General features: G+C 67.3%; 16 protein-coding genes and 1 riboswitch. Of the genes, 5 read left to right on the plus strand and 11 right to left on the minus strand.

Going from position 1 to position 15693, the window contains the following annotated elements; genetic code table 11:
* Positions 1-26: 26 nt before the first annotated feature.
* Positions 27-175, minus strand: a riboswitch (cobalamin riboswitch).
* 28 nt (positions 176-203) lie between these two features.
* Genes AC0B44_RS09210 through AC0B44_RS09220 form a run of 3 tightly spaced genes read right to left on the minus strand, consistent with a single transcriptional unit; the run spans position 204 to position 2317 of the window.
* Positions 204-1427: an O-succinylhomoserine sulfhydrylase gene (locus AC0B44_RS09210; protein ID WP_471902595.1), complete on the minus strand. Its 1224-nt coding sequence runs from the start codon at positions 1425-1427 to the stop codon at positions 204-206.
* Positions 1424-1834, minus strand: a complete 411-nt coding sequence (locus AC0B44_RS09215) for a rhodanese-like domain-containing protein (protein WP_471902596.1) — start codon at positions 1832-1834, stop codon at positions 1424-1426. The genes AC0B44_RS09210 and AC0B44_RS09215 overlap by 4 nt, the downstream gene beginning before the upstream one ends.
* 48 nt (positions 1835-1882) lie before the next feature.
* On the minus strand, positions 1883-2317 hold the full coding sequence (locus AC0B44_RS09220) for an Rv0361 family membrane protein (protein ID WP_471902597.1): 435 nt from the start codon (positions 2315-2317) through the stop codon (positions 1883-1885).
* Positions 2318-2607: 290 nt separating this feature from the next.
* Here AC0B44_RS09220 and AC0B44_RS09225 point away from each other — a divergent pair, with 290 nt between their 5' ends.
* Positions 2608-4005: an FAD-dependent oxidoreductase gene (locus AC0B44_RS09225; protein WP_471902598.1), complete on the plus strand. Its 1398-nt coding sequence runs from the start codon at positions 2608-2610 to the stop codon at positions 4003-4005.
* 188 nt (positions 4006-4193) lie between these two features.
* On the plus strand, positions 4194-5270 hold the full coding sequence (locus tag AC0B44_RS09230) for an alkene reductase (RefSeq protein WP_471902599.1): 1077 nt from the start codon (positions 4194-4196) through the stop codon (positions 5268-5270).
* 55 nt (positions 5271-5325) lie between these two features.
* Here the strand turns inward: AC0B44_RS09230 and AC0B44_RS09235 are convergent, their stop codons facing one another.
* The 7 genes from AC0B44_RS09235 to purT form a co-directional block, all read right to left on the minus strand.
* Positions 5326-6381 (minus strand): ABC transporter substrate-binding protein, encoded by a 1056-nt coding sequence (locus AC0B44_RS09235; RefSeq protein ID WP_471902600.1) that lies wholly within the window; start codon positions 6379-6381, stop codon positions 5326-5328.
* Positions 6382-6424: 43 nt separating this feature from the next.
* Positions 6425-7171: an ABC transporter permease gene (locus tag AC0B44_RS09240; RefSeq protein WP_471902601.1), complete on the minus strand. Its 747-nt coding sequence runs from the start codon at positions 7169-7171 to the stop codon at positions 6425-6427.
* Positions 7168-7938, minus strand: a complete 771-nt coding sequence (locus AC0B44_RS09245; RefSeq protein WP_471902602.1) for an ABC transporter permease — start codon at positions 7936-7938, stop codon at positions 7168-7170. Before AC0B44_RS09245 ends, AC0B44_RS09240 begins: the two co-directional genes overlap by 4 nt.
* Entirely contained in the window at positions 7935-8771 is an 837-nt protein-coding gene (locus AC0B44_RS09250; RefSeq protein WP_471902603.1) for an ABC transporter ATP-binding protein, read from the minus strand. Before AC0B44_RS09250 ends, AC0B44_RS09245 begins: the two co-directional genes overlap by 4 nt.
* A gap of 9 nt (positions 8772-8780) precedes the next feature.
* A complete protein-coding gene (locus AC0B44_RS09255; protein WP_471902604.1) occupies positions 8781-9611 on the minus strand; it encodes a TauD/TfdA family dioxygenase in 831 nt (276 codons plus the stop codon).
* A 168-nt stretch (positions 9612-9779) separates the two neighbouring features.
* Complete coding sequence (locus AC0B44_RS09260; protein ID WP_471902605.1) at positions 9780-10262, minus strand: DUF456 domain-containing protein; 483 nt, start codon at positions 10260-10262, stop codon at positions 9780-9782.
* Complete coding sequence (gene purT / locus AC0B44_RS09265; RefSeq protein ID WP_471902606.1) at positions 10259-11464, minus strand: formate-dependent phosphoribosylglycinamide formyltransferase; 1206 nt, start codon at positions 11462-11464, stop codon at positions 10259-10261. Before purT ends, AC0B44_RS09260 begins: the two co-directional genes overlap by 4 nt.
* Before the next feature lie 45 nt (positions 11465-11509).
* On the opposite strand from purT, the gene AC0B44_RS09270 reads away from it, so the two are divergent.
* Both AC0B44_RS09270 and AC0B44_RS09275 read left to right on the plus strand, forming a co-directional pair.
* On the plus strand, positions 11510-14314 hold the full coding sequence (locus AC0B44_RS09270; RefSeq protein ID WP_471902607.1) for a vitamin B12-dependent ribonucleotide reductase: 2805 nt from the start codon (positions 11510-11512) through the stop codon (positions 14312-14314).
* Positions 14315-14335: 21 nt separating this feature from the next.
* Entirely contained in the window at positions 14336-14767 is a 432-nt protein-coding gene (locus AC0B44_RS09275) for a hypothetical protein (RefSeq protein ID WP_471902608.1), read from the plus strand.
* A gap of 15 nt (positions 14768-14782) precedes the next feature.
* Here AC0B44_RS09275 and AC0B44_RS09280 read toward each other — a convergent pair whose 3' ends face one another.
* Entirely contained in the window at positions 14783-15178 is a 396-nt protein-coding gene (locus AC0B44_RS09280) for a VOC family protein (RefSeq protein ID WP_471902609.1), read from the minus strand.
* Positions 15179-15291: 113 nt separating this feature from the next.
* On the opposite strand from AC0B44_RS09280, the gene AC0B44_RS09285 reads away from it, so the two are divergent.
* The gene (locus AC0B44_RS09285) at positions 15292-15672 is read left to right on the plus strand and encodes a nuclear transport factor 2 family protein (RefSeq protein ID WP_471902610.1); all 381 of its coding nucleotides are present in this window, start codon (positions 15292-15294) and stop codon (positions 15670-15672) included.
* Positions 15673-15693 lie beyond the last annotated feature (21 nt).

Here is a 15693-nt window from a genome sequence, read left to right on the forward strand (position 1 = left end):
GCAACCGTCCTTCGTCCGAGGATCAGTACGTGCCCGCGGCGCCGGCTGACCTGGCTTCCCCGGTCGATCGCCGGGGTTCACAGTTGCGGGGACAGCGCCGGTCTTGCACCGGCTTCACCGTAACGCTGCGGGTGCCCTGCCCGACTGGCAGAGCACCCGCAGCGTAACCCACATGCTTTTCGGCTCGGAAGAGAGCCGTCCGATCAGGAGAGTGCCTGCTCGAGGTCTTCGAGCAGATCCTCGGGGTCTTCGAGACCGACCGAGAGGCGCACGACGCCGTCGGTCAGGCCGATCGCGGCCCGTCCCTCCGGGCCCATGGCGCGATGGGTGGTGGTCGCCGGGTGGGTGATGAGCGACTTCGAGTCACCGAGGTTGTTCGAGATGTCGACGATGCGCAACTTGTTGAGCAACTCGAAGGCGCGCTTCTTGCCTTCGCCTTCGGGGGCGTCGAGTTCGAAGGTGAGGATGGTGCCGCCCCCGCTCATCTGCGAACGCGCGAGGTCGTGCTGCGGGTGCGATTCGAGGTACGGGTACTTGACCCAGCGGACCTTGTCCTGCGACTCGAGGAACTTCCCGATGCGCAGAGCAGAATCGACCGCGGTGCGCACCCGGATCGGCATCGTTTCGAGGCCCTTGAGCAGGGTCCACGCGTTGAAGGGGCTCAGCGCCGGACCGGTGTGGCGGATGAGTTGCTGCACGGGACCGTCGATGTAGTCCTTGGGCCCGAGGATCGCGCCGCCGAGGACCCTGCCCTGGCCGTCGATGTGCTTGGTGCCCGAGTACACGACGACATCCGCGCCGAGATCCATACTGCGCTGCAGAAGCGGCGTCGCAAAGACGTTGTCCAGCACTACCTTTGCGCCCGCGGCGTGAGCCATCTCGGAGACGGCACGCACATCGACGAGGGTCTGCATGGGGTTGGACGGGGTCTCGAAGAACACGGCGGTGGTGGGTACGGACAGCGCCTGTTCCCACTGGTCGAGGTCTTCACCGTCGACGAACACCGTCTCCACACCCCAGCGGGGCAGGATCTCGTTGCAGACGACGAAGCACGAGCCGAACAGGCTGCGCGCCGCGACGAGACGGTCGCCCTTTCCGAGCAGAGCCGCAAGCGCCGTGAACACGGCGGACATGCCCGATGCCGTCGCGTAGGCACCCTCGGCGCCGTCGAGCAACCGCAGGCGTTCTTCGAACATCTTCACGGTCGGGTTGCCGTACCGCGAGTACACGAAGTGATCGACTTCTCCGGTGAACGCCGCCTCGGCAGCCTCCGCCGATTCGTACACGAATCCGGAATTGAGGTACAGCGCCTCGGAGGTCTCCTCGAAACCGGAGCGCAAGGTCCCGCCGCGCACCGAGAGAGTGGCGGGGCGCACGCCGTCGGGAAGACGACGCTCGAAGGCGCCGCCCCTGGGGATGGAACTCACGATTGCCTCCACGGCAGGCCTACGGCCCGCCAACCCTCCGCACCGCGGTGCCCGTCGGCATCGAGCGCACCTTCGAACCCTTCGAGGATGTTGTAGGCAGGGGTCAGGCCCGCTGCGGTCGCCGCTTCTGCGGCACCGATCGAACGCTGGCCCGAGCGACACAGGAACATGACGGGACCGCCGGAGACTCCGGCTCTCGCCAGGTCGTCCACGAACGTTCGGTTCGGGGCACCGTCGGGGTAGCGAACCCATTCGACGAAGACGGTTCGGCGGCCGAGCGACGAGGTCTCGGGGACCCCGACGTACTTCCATTCGGCGTCGGTACGTACATCGACGAGCACGGCATCCGGGTTTTCCCGCAGCAGCTCCCAAGCTTCCTGCGGCGTTATATCACCTGCGTAGCTCACCAGGACATGTTTTCACAGGTCACGGCGTGGCGTACACGCGGGAGGGGATCAGAACGTGCAGACCCGCCAGACCGAGTCGACCCGGACGACCTGCCAGGTCTCGATCTGCGACGTCCCGTCGACGGTCGCCCGGACATCCACGGTCGCGCGGTCGCCGTCCACGGCGATGTCCTGGGTGGCCTGCAACTGCACGTTGCCTTCGACGTCCGAGAGCGGCGCTTCTTGCTCCGGCAACTCCTCACAGCGCAGGCGCGCAAGGATGTTCGTGTCGTTCTCGTTGTGCGCGCTGATGTAGTCGGCCACGGTGCGGTCGATGCGCTGGGCATCGCTCAGCTCGTCCTGCGCAGGCGAGAGCATCTGGGCACCCACGACCCCCACGATGAGAAGCACCACGATCAGCAGTGCGCCCATGAACGGCCAGGGCGTACCGCTCTCGGGTTCGTCCGCGGCGGGTTCGGGATCGGGTGTTCGACTCTGTGCCATATGCCCGATCGTATCCCCGACCCGATCGCAGCCGGTCACGACACATTTGCCGAATAAACCCTCTCGAGGTAGGAATTGTGACGTGGCCACCACTCAACTCGTTCGACGCCTCGCCGTCGACCTGTGCCGTACGAGTGCCCACATGTGTTGTCGCTGAAGCGATTCTCTCGACGGTTCTCTCATTTCACCCATACCGTCCTTCCCCGCGCCCTGCGCCCCGCCCCCTGAGGGCAGCCTTAACTTAAGCTGGGTATGTCCGTCCCCTCACCGAAGAGGTAGTTGATCCCCTGATGACCGATCAGACTCGTCCCCTTCGCGTCGCGATCGTCGGTGCCGGTCCCGCCGGTATCTACGCCGCCGATGCGCTCATGAAGTCCGACACCGCGCAGGATCCGGGAGTCAGCATCGACCTGTTCGAGCGGATGCCGGCACCGTTCGGTCTGATCCGCTACGGAGTCGCGCCGGATCACCCGCGCATCAAGGGCATCGTCACGGCGCTGCACAAGGTGCTCGACAAGCCGAACATCCGCCTTCTCGGCAACCTGGACTACGGCACCGACTTCACGCTCGACGACCTCAACCGCTTCTACGACGCGGTGATCTTCTCCACCGGCGCGAACGCCGACCGCGCGCTCGACATCCCCGGAATCGACCTCGACGGCAGCTACGGCGCCGCCGACTTCGTCTCCTGGTACGACGGGCATCCGGATGTGCCGCGCGAATGGCCGCTCGAGGCCGAGAAGGTCGCGGTGCTCGGTGTCGGCAACGTCGCACTCGACGTCGCACGTGTGCTCGCCAAGACCGGCGACGAACTGCTGCCCACCGAGATCCCGCCGAACGTCTACGAGGGCCTCAAGAACAACAAGGCCGTCGAGGTGCACGTCTTCGGGCGCCGCGGTCCGGCGCAGGCGAAGTTCACCCCGCTCGAACTGCGCGAACTCGACCACTCCCCGACCATCGAAGTCATCGTCGACCCCGAGGACATCGACTACGACCAGGGCTCCGAGCAGGCACGCCGTGCGTCCAAGCAGGTCGACATGGTCGCCAACACCCTCCAGGACTGGGCGATCCGCGACGCGGGCAATCGTCCCCACAAGCTGTTCCTGCACTTCTTCGAGTCGCCGCACGAGATTCTCGGCGAGGACGGCAAGGTCGTCGGCCTGCGCACCGAGCGCACCGAACTCGACGGCACGGGCAACGTCCGCGGTACCGGCCGGTACCGCGACTGGGACGTGCAGGCCGTGTACCGGGCGGTCGGCTACCTGTCGCAGAACATCGCCCAGCTGCCGTTCGACGAGCAGGCGGGCACCGTCCCCAACGAGGCCGGTCGCGTTCTCGAGGACGAGGGCGCCGAGGGTCCGCAGCGCTTCATGCCGCACACCTACGTCACCGGCTGGATCAAGCGCGGCCCCGTCGGCCTCATCGGCCACACGAAGGGTGACGCCAACGAGACGGTCGCGAACCTGCTCGAGGACCGCGCCGCGGGTCGTCTGAACACGCCCGAGGAGCCGTCCGAGGACGCGGTCGTGCAGTTCCTCGAGGGCAAGCAGTTGCCGTACACCACGTGGCAGGGCTGGTACCGCCTCGACGCCCACGAACGCAGCCTCGGCGAAGCCGAAGGCCGCGAGCGGGTCAAGGTCGTCGAACGCGAGGACATGTTCCGCGCGTCGGAGCCGCACAAGGCCTGATCGCCCGACCACTCCGCCCGGTGTGCGCACAGCGCCGCCGGGCGGAGCCGTGTCCACGGTCCGTACTGCGGTGATGCGCGACGATCCGGCGTGACGAACTCCCGCCGGCCGCCGAGATCGGTGGTGACCCTTCTCATAACCGGTCCGGCATCGGGAATCCCGGCCGCAGCGTCCCTGTTGCGCAACGAATGGATCTGTTCACACCTGTCACACTCGGCGACCTCGAACTCGGCAACCGCATCGTCATGGCTCCTCTGACCCGCCTCCGCGGCGGCCCGGACGGTATTCCCGGCGAACTGATCGCCGAGCACTATCGGCAGCGGGCGGGTGTCGGACTCATCATCGCGGAGGGCACGTACGTCAGCTTCGAGTCGCAGGCCTTCGTCGGGCAGCCCGGCATCGTCACCGACGAGCAGGCGGCGGGCTGGCGGCGGGTCGCCGACGCGGTGCACAGCCGCGGAGGCTGCATCGTGCTGCAGTTGATGCACGGCGGCCGGGTCACCCACCCGGACGTGAACGGCGGCCGGCGCGTCGTCGGTCCGAGCGCGATCGCCATCGACGGTGAGGTCCACACGACGAACGGCAAGCAGCCGTACCCTGTGCCGCACGCGCTGACGACCGACGAGGTGAAGGCCGCTGTCGGCGACATCGTCGCGGCGGCACGGCGGTCGATCGAGGCGGGACTCGACGGCGTCGAGGTCCACAGCGCCAACGGCTACCTGCTGCACGAGTTCCTGTCCCCCGCGTCGAACCGGCGCACCGACGAGTACGGAGGTTCGGTCGAGAACCGGATTCGTATCGTCGTCGAGGCTGTGACGGCAGTGGCGGAGGCCGTCGGCGCGGGCCGGGTCGGGCTGCGCATCTCCCCCGAGCACAACATCCAGGACGCCTACGAGACCGACCGCGACGACGTGGCTGCGGTCTACGGTGCCCTCGTCGACCGGTTGCGGCCCCTCGGCCTGGCATATCTGTCCGTGCTGCACAAGGAACCGACCGGGGAGTTCGTGCAGGAGTTGCGGCGACGCTTCGGCGGCAAGGTCATCGCCAACAGCGGCTTCGCGTCGCCGACCACCCGCGAGGAAGCCGTGCGCCTGATCGAGGACTCCCACGCCGACGCGGTCGCAGTGGGCCGGGCCGTGATCGCCAATCCCGATCTGGTCGAGCGCTGGCGCGGCGAGCACCCGGAGAACGCGCTCCGGCCGGAACTGTTCTACGGACCCGGCGCCGAGGGATACACGGATTACCCTCGCCTGCAAGAGGTCTGACATCTGACAGATCCGGCCGGACATTCGGTGCGTGGCCGGCGGAGCACGCCGTTCCTCACTGGGGCGCGCGTGCCTCCGCCACCACACCGAGTCCGACGAAGGACGCCGGTTCGGGCAGGTTCTCGTAACCGCCGCGGGTGAGCGCCTCCCACATCGGCCCTTCCATCTGCGCCACGTCCATCGCGAACAGTCCGCTCGGGCTCTCGATGAGCGGCACCTGTAGCTCGGCCTGGCGCACCTGCTGCGCTTCCTCCAACCCGAGATCGACGCCGTACTTCGCGACCGCCAGTTTCGCCGCGGACGCAGGGTCGGCGAGGTAGTCCTCCCAGCCCCGCATCGTCGCGCGCATGAAACGCACCATTCTGTCGCGGTTCGCGTCGAGGGTTGCGCGCTCGACGAACACGACGTCGGCGTATTGCGTCGAGCCGAGTTCGGAGAAGGTGACCACCTCGTACCCGTCGCCCTTCTTCAGGCCGTACTGCTGTTCGAGGGTGATCGGCTGGTTGGTGACGAAGCACGTGTAGCAGTCACCCTGGCCCTCGATCAGCGGGCTCGGGTCGAAACCGACCGGGGTGAAGTCGTACACCGGGTCGAGTCCGGCCCCGATGAGCACCGCGTCGAGCGTGGTCTGCATGCCTTCCTGCCCGAGGATGCGGGCAGTCGCAAGTTCCTGTGGAGTCCGAATCGGCTTGCCGGACAACGACAACAGACCCGCGGGTGACACCTGGAACTGGGCGCCGAGCGCCACGAAGTCGTTACCCTGACCGATCGCGGTGTACAGGTCGGGCGCGCCGGCCGCGATACCGATGTCTGCGGACCCCGCGGCGACGGCCTGCATCGGGGTGGGCGCGTTCGGGCCGCCTCCCTGGAATTCGACGGTGAGACCTTCCTCGGCGTAGTAACCCTTGTCGTCCGCGACGTAGTATCCGCCGAACTCGGTGTTGAGGATCCAGCCGAAAGCGACTCGCACAGTGTCGGAGTCGGCCGTGGAGTCCCCCGATCCACACGCGGCAAGGGTGCCCGCCGCAGCGAATCCGAGGGCGCCGACGGCGGTTCCACGCAGGAAGGTGCGCCGGCTCAGGCCGGGGCCTGTCGAAAGATGAGCAGACATCGAGGCTCCTGAATTCAGGTCGAAGTGAGGACGGGGTGATCGATCAGGTCAGCCGGGCGAGTGCCCGGTCGGCAACGGCACGCGCCGCGAAGAACAGACTGGTGGAGACCACCGTGGCGACCACGGCGACCCCCCACGCCTGCTGGTTCTGGCTGTAGGTGATGGAACTGGAGAACATCTTCCCGAGACCCCCTGCGCCCATGAGGTATTGACCGAGCAGCACCGCGAGTACCGCCGTCGGTGCGCTCACTCGCAGGGCGACGAGGAATCCAGGCAGGGCGTGCGGAAGCAGCAACCGCCTGAGCCGCACCGGTTTTGTCGCCCCCAGGACGGTGTAGACGTCGCCGAGCGACACCGGGGGCGTGGCCAATCGGGCGCCGACGAACACGAACGCCGGAAGGAAGCAGATGATCGCGGTGACGACGAAGACCGTGACCTGTCCGTACCCGAGGACGCGTGCGAGCACCGGGATCATCGCCACGACAGGCACCGAATTGAGCAGCAGCGCCATCGGCGTGAGCACCCCTGCGACGAGCCGGGACGACCACACCAGCACGGCGCACGTTCCTCCCGCGAGGAGGCCGGCGGCGAGTCCGCCCAGCGACAGCGCGAGTGTGGGAAGCAGTGCGGTGACATAGGCGTCCCGGTCCCGCAGGATCGAGGCGAAGACATCCTGCGGGTACGGCATCACGATCTGGTTGTAGTCGTTGACCGCGACCACGGCCCACCACACGACCAGCAGGACGGGCAGAATCCAGTACCGCGTCACGGCGGCCCGGACGGCACTCACGAAAACCTCCGGTGCACGGGAACGGCGAGTAATCGGACGATGCTGTAGGCGGTCAGAGACAGCACCACACATCCGATGGCGGCCGCCCACAGCAGCGGAATCTGATAGTTGTTCATCGCGCTGACCAGCAGCACTCCGAGTCCTTTGGGCGCGCCGAACCATTCGCCGAGAACAGCCCCGAGGACGGCGGCCGTCACGGCGAGTCCGGCGCCGTCGGTGACCAGCGGGGCCGTGTGCGGCAGTTGCAAGTATCGCAACCGTGACCATCGGGACGAGCCGAGCGCGCTGTGCACATCCGATTGCGCTGCGGGCGTCGACGCCAGTCCCGCGGACGTCGCGACGAAGATCGCGAATCCGGCGCCCATCGCCGCGACGACGGTCGCGGTGTGGACGCGCCCGACGGTGCTGACCAGGAGCGGCGCGATGGCGATGAGCGGTACCGCGTGCACGATCGTCGCGAGGCGGTCGAGTCCCGGAGCGGTCCACTTCGCCACCACGGTGACGCACGCGAGCGCCCCGCCCACGACCGCGCCCAGCGCGAATCCCGTGAGCGCCGACGTGGCGGTGGCTTCGAACGCGCGCACCAGTGTGGCTTGCACGGTGTCGCTGCCTGCCACATATGCGACGACATCGGTGAGCGGCGGCCAGTTCTTTCCGAACAGTTGCAACCGGCCGATGACCTCGAACAGCACGAGGAGCGCGACCCCGCCCGCGAGGTTCGACACGACGGCCGGGACGGCGACCGCTCGGGTGGGAACCGCGGTCACGTCGCGGATCCGTCGAGCAATCCGGTGAGCCGGTCGACAATCGCGTGGAAACGGGGGTCGCGGGTCACTTCCGCCGACCGGGGCCGGGGCAGATCGACCTGCTCGACGTGCCGTACCCGGCCTGGCCTGCCGGTGAGCACGACGATCCGGTCGGCGAGCAGAACCGCTTCGGCGACGTCGTGGGTCACCAGTACGGTCGTGGACCCGGCGTCGGCCCAGATGCGTGCGAGTTCGAAGTTCATCCGGCGGCGGGTCACCGCGTCGAGCGCCCCGAACGGTTCGTCGAGCAGCAGTACATCGGGTTCCAGAGCCAGCGCCCGGGCGATGGCCACACGTTGGCGCATACCCCCGGAAAGTTGTTTCGGTCGCGTTTTCTCGAAACCGCTGAGCCCGACGAGTTCGACGAGTTCGTCGACGCGAGCGGAGTCGACGGCCCGTCCGGCGACACGGAACGGCAGCGCGATGTTGTGCCACACGTCCGACCACGGCATCAGCGCGTGTTCCTGGAACGCGACACCGAGCCGTCGTGACGCCACGAGATCGGCCGGTCCCTTGCCTTCGATCAGAACCGTTCCCGCAGTGGGTTCTTCGAGACCGGCGAGCAGGCGCAGCACGGTGGACTTACCGCAACCGGACGGGCCGAGAAGCGCGACGAATTCGCCGCGTCCGACGATGAGATCGAATGCTTCGACGGCGGTCAGTTCGCCGCGTCGGCGCCCGAGCGGGTACGCCTTGGAGACAGCCTGTAACGCGATGGCCGGAGCAGGTTGCCAGGCGGCAACTTTCGCTGCATCCTCCGCGTACGACGTTCCGCGGTGCAGTGCGGCACTCATCGTCGGGGCTCAGCCGGCCAGCGCCGAGAGATCCGGTTCGACGATGTCGAGTTGCTGCGCCGGCACCGCCACCGCGTCGGTCGTCCATCCCCAGATCGAGTACAGCTCACGCGCCGGATCGGTGTAACCGTCCCGCCCGTGCAGCAACCGATAGTTGTCGACACAGATCATGTCGCCCGCGCCGGCACGGAACATCGGCCCGGTGTCGCGGACGTGCAACACGGTGTCGCTCCAGCGTGCGATCATCTCCGCGTCCTCCGGCCGGGGTGAACCGGGAACCGGCGCGAGATACGGGTGGTACCGGGCTTGGACGCGCCCGCTGGACACGGTGCGCACGATGGGTGAATACGTGCCCTGCGGGAAGTTCGGTTCCGAATGGTCGATGTCGACGGTCCGGCAGAACTCGGCGAGATCCGCTGTCGCGGAGTCGGCTGCCAGCAATTCGGACAGCTTCCACGCATCGATCAGGAAGGAGTCACCGCCGGATTCCGCGGGTCGCTTACACCAGAGGAACAGAAAGTCGGGGGCGAAGTCACCGAAAGCGAAGCCGTCGTTGTGCGCCGTCATCCGTTCACCCGGCATCCCGAACGACCGCTTCCGTCCGCGCCCGTCCACCGGTTGCGCATCGACGACGGCCGCTTCCCGCTCGTGATTGCGCATGCTCGCCTCGAACTGCCGTCCGAGGCGGAGCATCTTGTCCCCCATCACTTTCGACGCGAAGTCGAGGGCTTGCTCCTCGGTATGTACTCCTCCGACGACGGCAGCGCCGTCCGCCTCGATGGCGGCCCGCGCCTGTGCCGGTGTGTCGATCCGTTCGGGCACCACGCTGGCTTCTGTCAATCGTGACGAGAACATCCCACCTCCGGGTGGCAGCGACGTGACGGTCGGCGGGTTCGACGCTGAACCTGTTACCGCAACGACGGTAGGCCCCGGCACATTTCAACGGCGTAACCCACCGGATCGAGTGCGTAAACATCACGGGCTCTACCGGGTCACGAGGCCGCGCTGCTACCAGAACAGCACCGCGGCGAGCCATGCTCCCGCCGCGACGAGCGCCCCGAACAGTTCCACGAGGATCGACAACCCCGCAGCCTTGGTCGCTGCCACGGTGGACCGCCACGCCCCGGAGTGTGTGCGGTGCCGCTGCACCTCCGAGGCGTACACGCCCAGGAGGAAACCGAGTACGAGACCGATCACCGGGATCACGAAGAAGCCCACGATGCCGAGGAGACCGCCGATGACCAGCGAGCGGTTCGGCACCCCGGCCTGCTGCAGTCGCCGTCCCGGCCAGGTGTATTTGACGACGGCGGTGACCACGAGAGCCAGCGCAGAGATCGCGAATACCGTCCACGCGACCGCACCTCCGGTGACGAACGACCACACCGCGATCGCCGCGAAGATGAGCAGCGTGCCCGGCAGGATCGGCAGAACGATACCGAGCAGTCCGACGAGGATCACGAGGCCGACGAGGACCTCCGCACCTGCGCTCACGAAGCAGTGGGTCGTACGCGCGATGCGGCTTCGGTCGCGCGTGCACGCGCGGTCTCGATGTCCGGCGCGGTCGAAACCGCGACACCCATCCGGCGCCGCCGGAAAGATTCGGGCTTGCCGAACAGTCGCAGGTCCGTTTCCGGCACCCGCAGCGCGTCGGCCACACCGTCGAAGGCGATACCGGTGGCGTCGACCCCGCCGTAGATCACCGCTGACGCGCCGGGGGTGAGCAACGTGGTGTCGACCGGCAACCCGAGGATCGCGCGGGCGTGGAGTTCGAATTCGGAGAGGCGCTGGGTACGCAACGTGACCAGGCCGGTGTCGTGCGGGCGCGGGCTGACCTCGGAAAAGAAGACGGCGTCGCCCTTGACGAACAGTTCCACGCCGAAGACGCCACGACCCCCGAGTGCGGCCGTCACCGCCCCTGCGACCTCCCGAGCACGTGCGAGAGCGGCCTCGCTCATCGGCTGCGGCTGCCACGACTCGACGTAGTCGCCGTCACGCTGGAGATGCCCGATGGGGTCGCAGAAGTATGTTTCGACCTCGCCCGATTCACCGATCGCCCGAACGGTGAGCTGCGTGATCTCGTAGTCGAAATCGACGAAGCCCTCCACGATCACAGTGCCGTGGTTGATGCGGCCCCCGGCGAGCGCGTACTCCCACGCACCGGCGAGGTCGTCGGCGGAGCGCACCGTCGACTGGCCCTTGCCCGACGAGGACATCACGGGCTTGATCACGCACGGGAATCCGACCTGTTCGGCGGCTTCCCGGACTTCCTCGAGGGACTGGGCGAACCGGTACGGCGAGGTGGGCAGCCCGAGTTCTTCGGCCGCGAGGCGGCGGATGCCCTCGCGGTTCATGGTCAGCTGGGTCGCACGCGCGGTCGGGATGACCTCGGCGAGCCCGCGCTCTTCGACCACAGCCAGCGCGTCGGTGGCGATGGCCTCGATCTCCGGCACGACCAGATGCGGACGCTCGGCCTCGATGATCGCCAGGAGAGCCTCGGGATCACTCATGTCCACCGTGTGGGCACGGTGCGCGACCTGCTGGCCGGGCGCGTTCGAGTAGCGGTCGACGGCGATGACCTCGACGCCCAGTCGTTGCAGCGCGATGATCACCTCCTTGCCGAGTTCACCGGATCCGAGGAGCAGAACACGGGTGGCAGACGGAGACAGCGGAGTGCCGAGACGAGGTGGGACCATAGTGGGACTATATGTGGCATCGATCGCCATCCCTGGAGGAAAGCGATGTGCAGTGCAGTGCCTCACAGCAGCACCCGAAAGCCGGGGTCCGTCTCTCCCGCCGACTCGCGCGGAGACGTCAGATTCTTCACGCGAGCGGGTGTCGATCCGGCCGACGAAGTGGACTGGCAGCGACGCGACGCCCGCATCGTCCACCACGGCACCGGCAAGGTGGTGTTCGAGCAGACAGGCGTCGAGTTCCCTGCTTTCTGGTCCCAGAACGCCACCGACATCGTCACGCAGAAGTACTTCCGGGGACAGCTCGGCAGCGACCAGCGTGAACAATCGTTGCGCGATGTCGTGGCGCGGATCGTCGACACGATCACCGCGTGGGGCCACACCGACGGCCACCTCGACGACCCCGAGGCGTTCGCAGCCGAACTGACCTTCCTGCTGCTCCATCAGCGGGCGTCGTTCAACAGCCCGGTGTGGTTCAACATCGGCGTGCCCGACAAACCGCAGCAGGCCAGTGCGTGTTTCATCCTGTCGGTCGACGACAGCATCGATTCGATTCTCGAGTGGTACCGGCAGGAAGCGGTGATCTTCAAGGGCGGTTCCGGTGCGGGGGTCAACCTGTCGCACATCAGGTCGTCGGCCGAACCCCTGACCGGTGGGGGCATCGCGTCGGGACCGGTGAGCTTCATGCGCGGCGCCGATGCCTCCGCGGGCACCATCAGGTCGGGCGGCAAGACCAGGCGAGCAGCCAAGATGGTGATCCTCGACGTGGGTCATCCCGACATCGAGGAATTCGTCGACTGCAAGGCGATCGAGGAGCGCAAGGCGCGGGTGCTCGCCGAGGCCGGTTTCGACATGAGCCTCGACGGTGCCGACACCCATTCGGTCCAGTATCAGAACGCCAACAATTCCGTGCGGGTGACCGACGACTTCATGCGCGCGGTGGTGGACGATACCGAGTGGCCGCTGCGCGCCGTGGTCACGGGCGAAGTGGTGCACACCGTTCGGGCCCGGGATCTGTTGCAGCGCATCGCCGCCGCGACCTGGGAGTGCGCCGACCCCGGCATGCAGTACGACTCGACGATCAACGCCTGGCACACCGCGCCGGCGACCGGCCGGATCAATGCCTCGAATCCGTGCTCGGAGTACATGCACCTCGACGACTCGGCCTGCAACCTCGCGAGCCTGAATCTCCTGACCTTCCTGCGCGACGACGGCACCTTCGACGTCGCCGGATTCCGGCATGCCGTCGCGGTGATGCTCACCGCGCAGGAGATTCTCGTGGGCCGCGCCGACTACCCCACCGACAAGATCGGAGAGACGTCACGGCGGTTCCGTCAGCTCGGACTCGGTTATGCGAACCTCGGGGCGATGCTGATGGCGTCGGGCCTGCCGTACGACGGCGATTCGGGTCGTGCGTGGGGAGCGGCCGTCACCGCGTTGATGACGGGAGCCGCCTACGAGGTCTCCGCACAACTCGCGCAGCGCCTCGGACCGTTCGACGGGTTCGCCGAGAACCGCGAGCCGATGCTCGGGGTGCTCGCCAAGCACCGGGGCGCGCTCGACGACATCGACACCGACCTCGCGCCACCGGAAGTACTGTCCGCGGCCCGCGAGTCCTGGGACCGCGCGGTGGCCGACGGTGAAGCGCACGGTGTGCGCAACAGCCAGGTGTCGGTGCTGGCACCGACCGGCACGATCGGCTTGGCGATGGATTGCGACACCACCGGAATCGAACCCGATCTGGCACTGGTCAAGACGAAGAAACTCGTCGGCGGTGGATCCCTGTCCATCGTCAATCGCACTGTGCCACGGGCACTGTCGCGACTCGGATACGACCCGGCGAAGGTGGCCGACATCGTCGCGTATCTGGATCTACATCACACGATCGACGGTGCGCCGCACGTGCGTGACGAACACCGGCCCGTGTTCGCAACGTCCATGGGCGACAACGTGATCGCACCGCGCGGCCACGTGGGAATGATGGCCGCGGTGCAGCCATTCCTGTCGGGAGCGATCTCCAAGACCGTCAATCTTCCCGAATCCGCGACGGTCGAGGACATCTCCGACCTGTACGTCGACGCGTGGCGGCTCGGACTCAAAGCTCTTGCCGTGTATCGCGACAACTGCAAGCTGGGTCAGCCGTTGTCGGCGACGGCACGGTCGGGGGGACGGGTCGCGGACGCTGCGGTGCTGCCGGCACCCCGCCGGGAGCGGATGCCGCGCACGAGGACGTCACGCACCTTCGAGTTCCGGGTCGCCGATTGCAAGGGTTTCGTCACGGTCGGCGAGTACGGCGACGGCAGGCCCGGCGAGATGTTCCTGCGGGTCTCGAAACAGGGTTCGACCCTCGCCGGGATCATGGACGCGTTTTCGATGTCGGTCAGTTACGGCTTGCAGTACGGGGTTCCGCTGCGCACATTCGTGCGGGCGTTCACGAGTACCCGGTTCGAGCCGGCCGGGATCACCGACGATCCCGATCTGCGGATCGCCACCTCGATCCTCGACTACATCTTCCGGCGGCTCGCGGTGGACTACCTCGATTTCGACGAGCGCAGCGAGCTGGGCATCCTGACCAGCGAGGAACGCACCGTCCCGGACACTCCGACCCTCACGTCGTACACGGGCACGACCGCCGCGTCGACGACGGCTGAAACAACGACGGCTGCGACAACCACCACGGCCCCGACGACCGACGCAGACGCACCCGCGGCGCCGTCGGCGCCCGGTGGTCTCAGCGCTCCCTCTCCGGGAAATCCGGACGCGCCGTACTGCATGCAGTGCGGGGTGCGGATGCAACGCGCCGGATCGTGCCACGCCTGCCCGTCGTGCGGGAGCACGAGCGGGTGCAGCTGAGGGGTGCCCCATACTGGCGCCATGAATTTGGGGGTCGACGCCGAACTGACGTTGCTGGCGGCGGGACTGATTTTTCTTGCCGCGCTGGGGCTGGGGGTGTGGAAGTACCGGCAGATGGCGACCTCGGCGGATCACCTCGCGCATCCGTACGTCGATATCGCGCACCGCTCCGCACTGCTCTACGCGTTCGCGACCCTGCTCCTCGCGGTGTTCGTGGAACTCAGTGTGTGGCCCACGCCGGTGAACCTGGTTGCGGCCACCGTGGTCGTGGTGTTCTTCGTCGGCGCGATCGCCGGCTACGTGTGGCACGGCGCAGCACGCGACACCACCAACCAGTTCGCCCATCCGGTGCGCGGGACAGGAGCGGCGATGGCGGCGTTGATCGTCGGGGAGATCGTCGGCTTCGCGGTGTTGCTGTCCGGGTTCGTGTGGGGCACGTTCCTCGCCGCGTGACCTCCGCCGGTCCGGTCAGCCCTGACCGGCGCCGGATCGGGCTTGCATGAGGGAGAGCACGTTTCCGTGCGGATCACGGAACCATGCGACGCGGGAGCCGTCGGGTGCGGTCCACGCATCGTGCTCGTCCTGATCCATCCCGTTGTACCGAATGAAGTCGACGCCCTGGTCGCGGAGTCGTTCGACGGTCCCGTCGAGGTCGGGCACCCGCCACCCCAGCGCGGTGTAACCCGTCTCCCCTCTCGACTGCACCAGCGTGATCCTGACGCGCGCTCCGCCTCCCCCGTCGATCACCAGGACGAACGCATCGCGGTCGATCTTCGGGAACTGCAGAGTGTCGACGTAGAACATCTCCGAGACGTCGAGGTCCGTGCTCGGAACGAAGCTCACGAGTTGTCCTGTGATCATCATGGTTCCACTGTGCCCGCGACCGACCCGCAGGGCAGCCGATTCAGTGGATTCCGGCCCGGTTTTCGGTGCCCGGGAAGGATGTCGGCCGCGCGGCGTGACGCTAGGCTTCGATCATGAGTACCTCCGAGATCGCTACCGTCCTGGCCTGGCACGAGGCTGTCAACAGCAACGACATCGACACGCTCCTCGAGTTGTCGAGCGACGACATCGTGCTTCCCACCGACGACGACGACGCCGATCAGGGTCTCGACGAACTGCGGGAATGGGCGACGACGTCCGGGGTCACCCTCGAGCCCGGCCGCATGTTCGTCCACGAAGGCATCGTCGTGGTCGAAGAGCGCGCGACGTGGGCGAACACCCCGGGCACACCGATCGACGAGGCGTACGCCTTCCGTGTGGTCGACGACCAGGTCGTCATGGTGGTGCGGCACACCGATCTCGGCGAGGCTTTCGAGGCCACCGGATTGTCCGAGGCCGACCTGTACCAGGCGTGACCCGGGACACCGTGACCACGC

Source organism: Rhodococcus sp. NPDC019050 (assembly GCF_055664235.1).

Bases quoted from the DNA above. Each gene is read 5' to 3' on its own strand.
- AC0B44_RS09235 (WP_471902600.1), bottom strand. From the start codon at position 6,381: ATGTCTGCTCATCTTTCGACAGGCCCCGGCCTGAGCCGGCGCACCTTC.
- AC0B44_RS09225 (WP_471902598.1), top strand. From the start codon at position 2,608: ATGACCGATCAGACTCGTCCCCTTCGCGTCGCGATCGTCGGTGCCGGT.
- AC0B44_RS09250 (WP_471902603.1), bottom strand. From the start codon at position 8,771: ATGAGTGCCGCACTGCACCGCGGAACGTCGTACGCGGAGGATGCAGCG.
- AC0B44_RS09275 (WP_471902608.1), top strand. From the start codon at position 14,336: ATGAATTTGGGGGTCGACGCCGAACTGACGTTGCTGGCGGCGGGACTG.
- AC0B44_RS09270 (WP_471902607.1), top strand. From the start codon at position 11,510: ATGTGCAGTGCAGTGCCTCACAGCAGCACCCGAAAGCCGGGGTCCGTC.
- AC0B44_RS09230 (WP_471902599.1), top strand. From the start codon at position 4,194: ATGGATCTGTTCACACCTGTCACACTCGGCGACCTCGAACTCGGCAAC.
- AC0B44_RS09280 (WP_471902609.1), bottom strand. From the start codon at position 15,178: ATGATGATCACAGGACAACTCGTGAGCTTCGTTCCGAGCACGGACCTC.
- purT (WP_471902606.1), bottom strand. From the start codon at position 11,464: ATGGTCCCACCTCGTCTCGGCACTCCGCTGTCTCCGTCTGCCACCCGT.
- AC0B44_RS09220 (WP_471902597.1), bottom strand. From the start codon at position 2,317: ATGGCACAGAGTCGAACACCCGATCCCGAACCCGCCGCGGACGAACCC.
- AC0B44_RS09285 (WP_471902610.1), top strand. From the start codon at position 15,292: ATGAGTACCTCCGAGATCGCTACCGTCCTGGCCTGGCACGAGGCTGTC.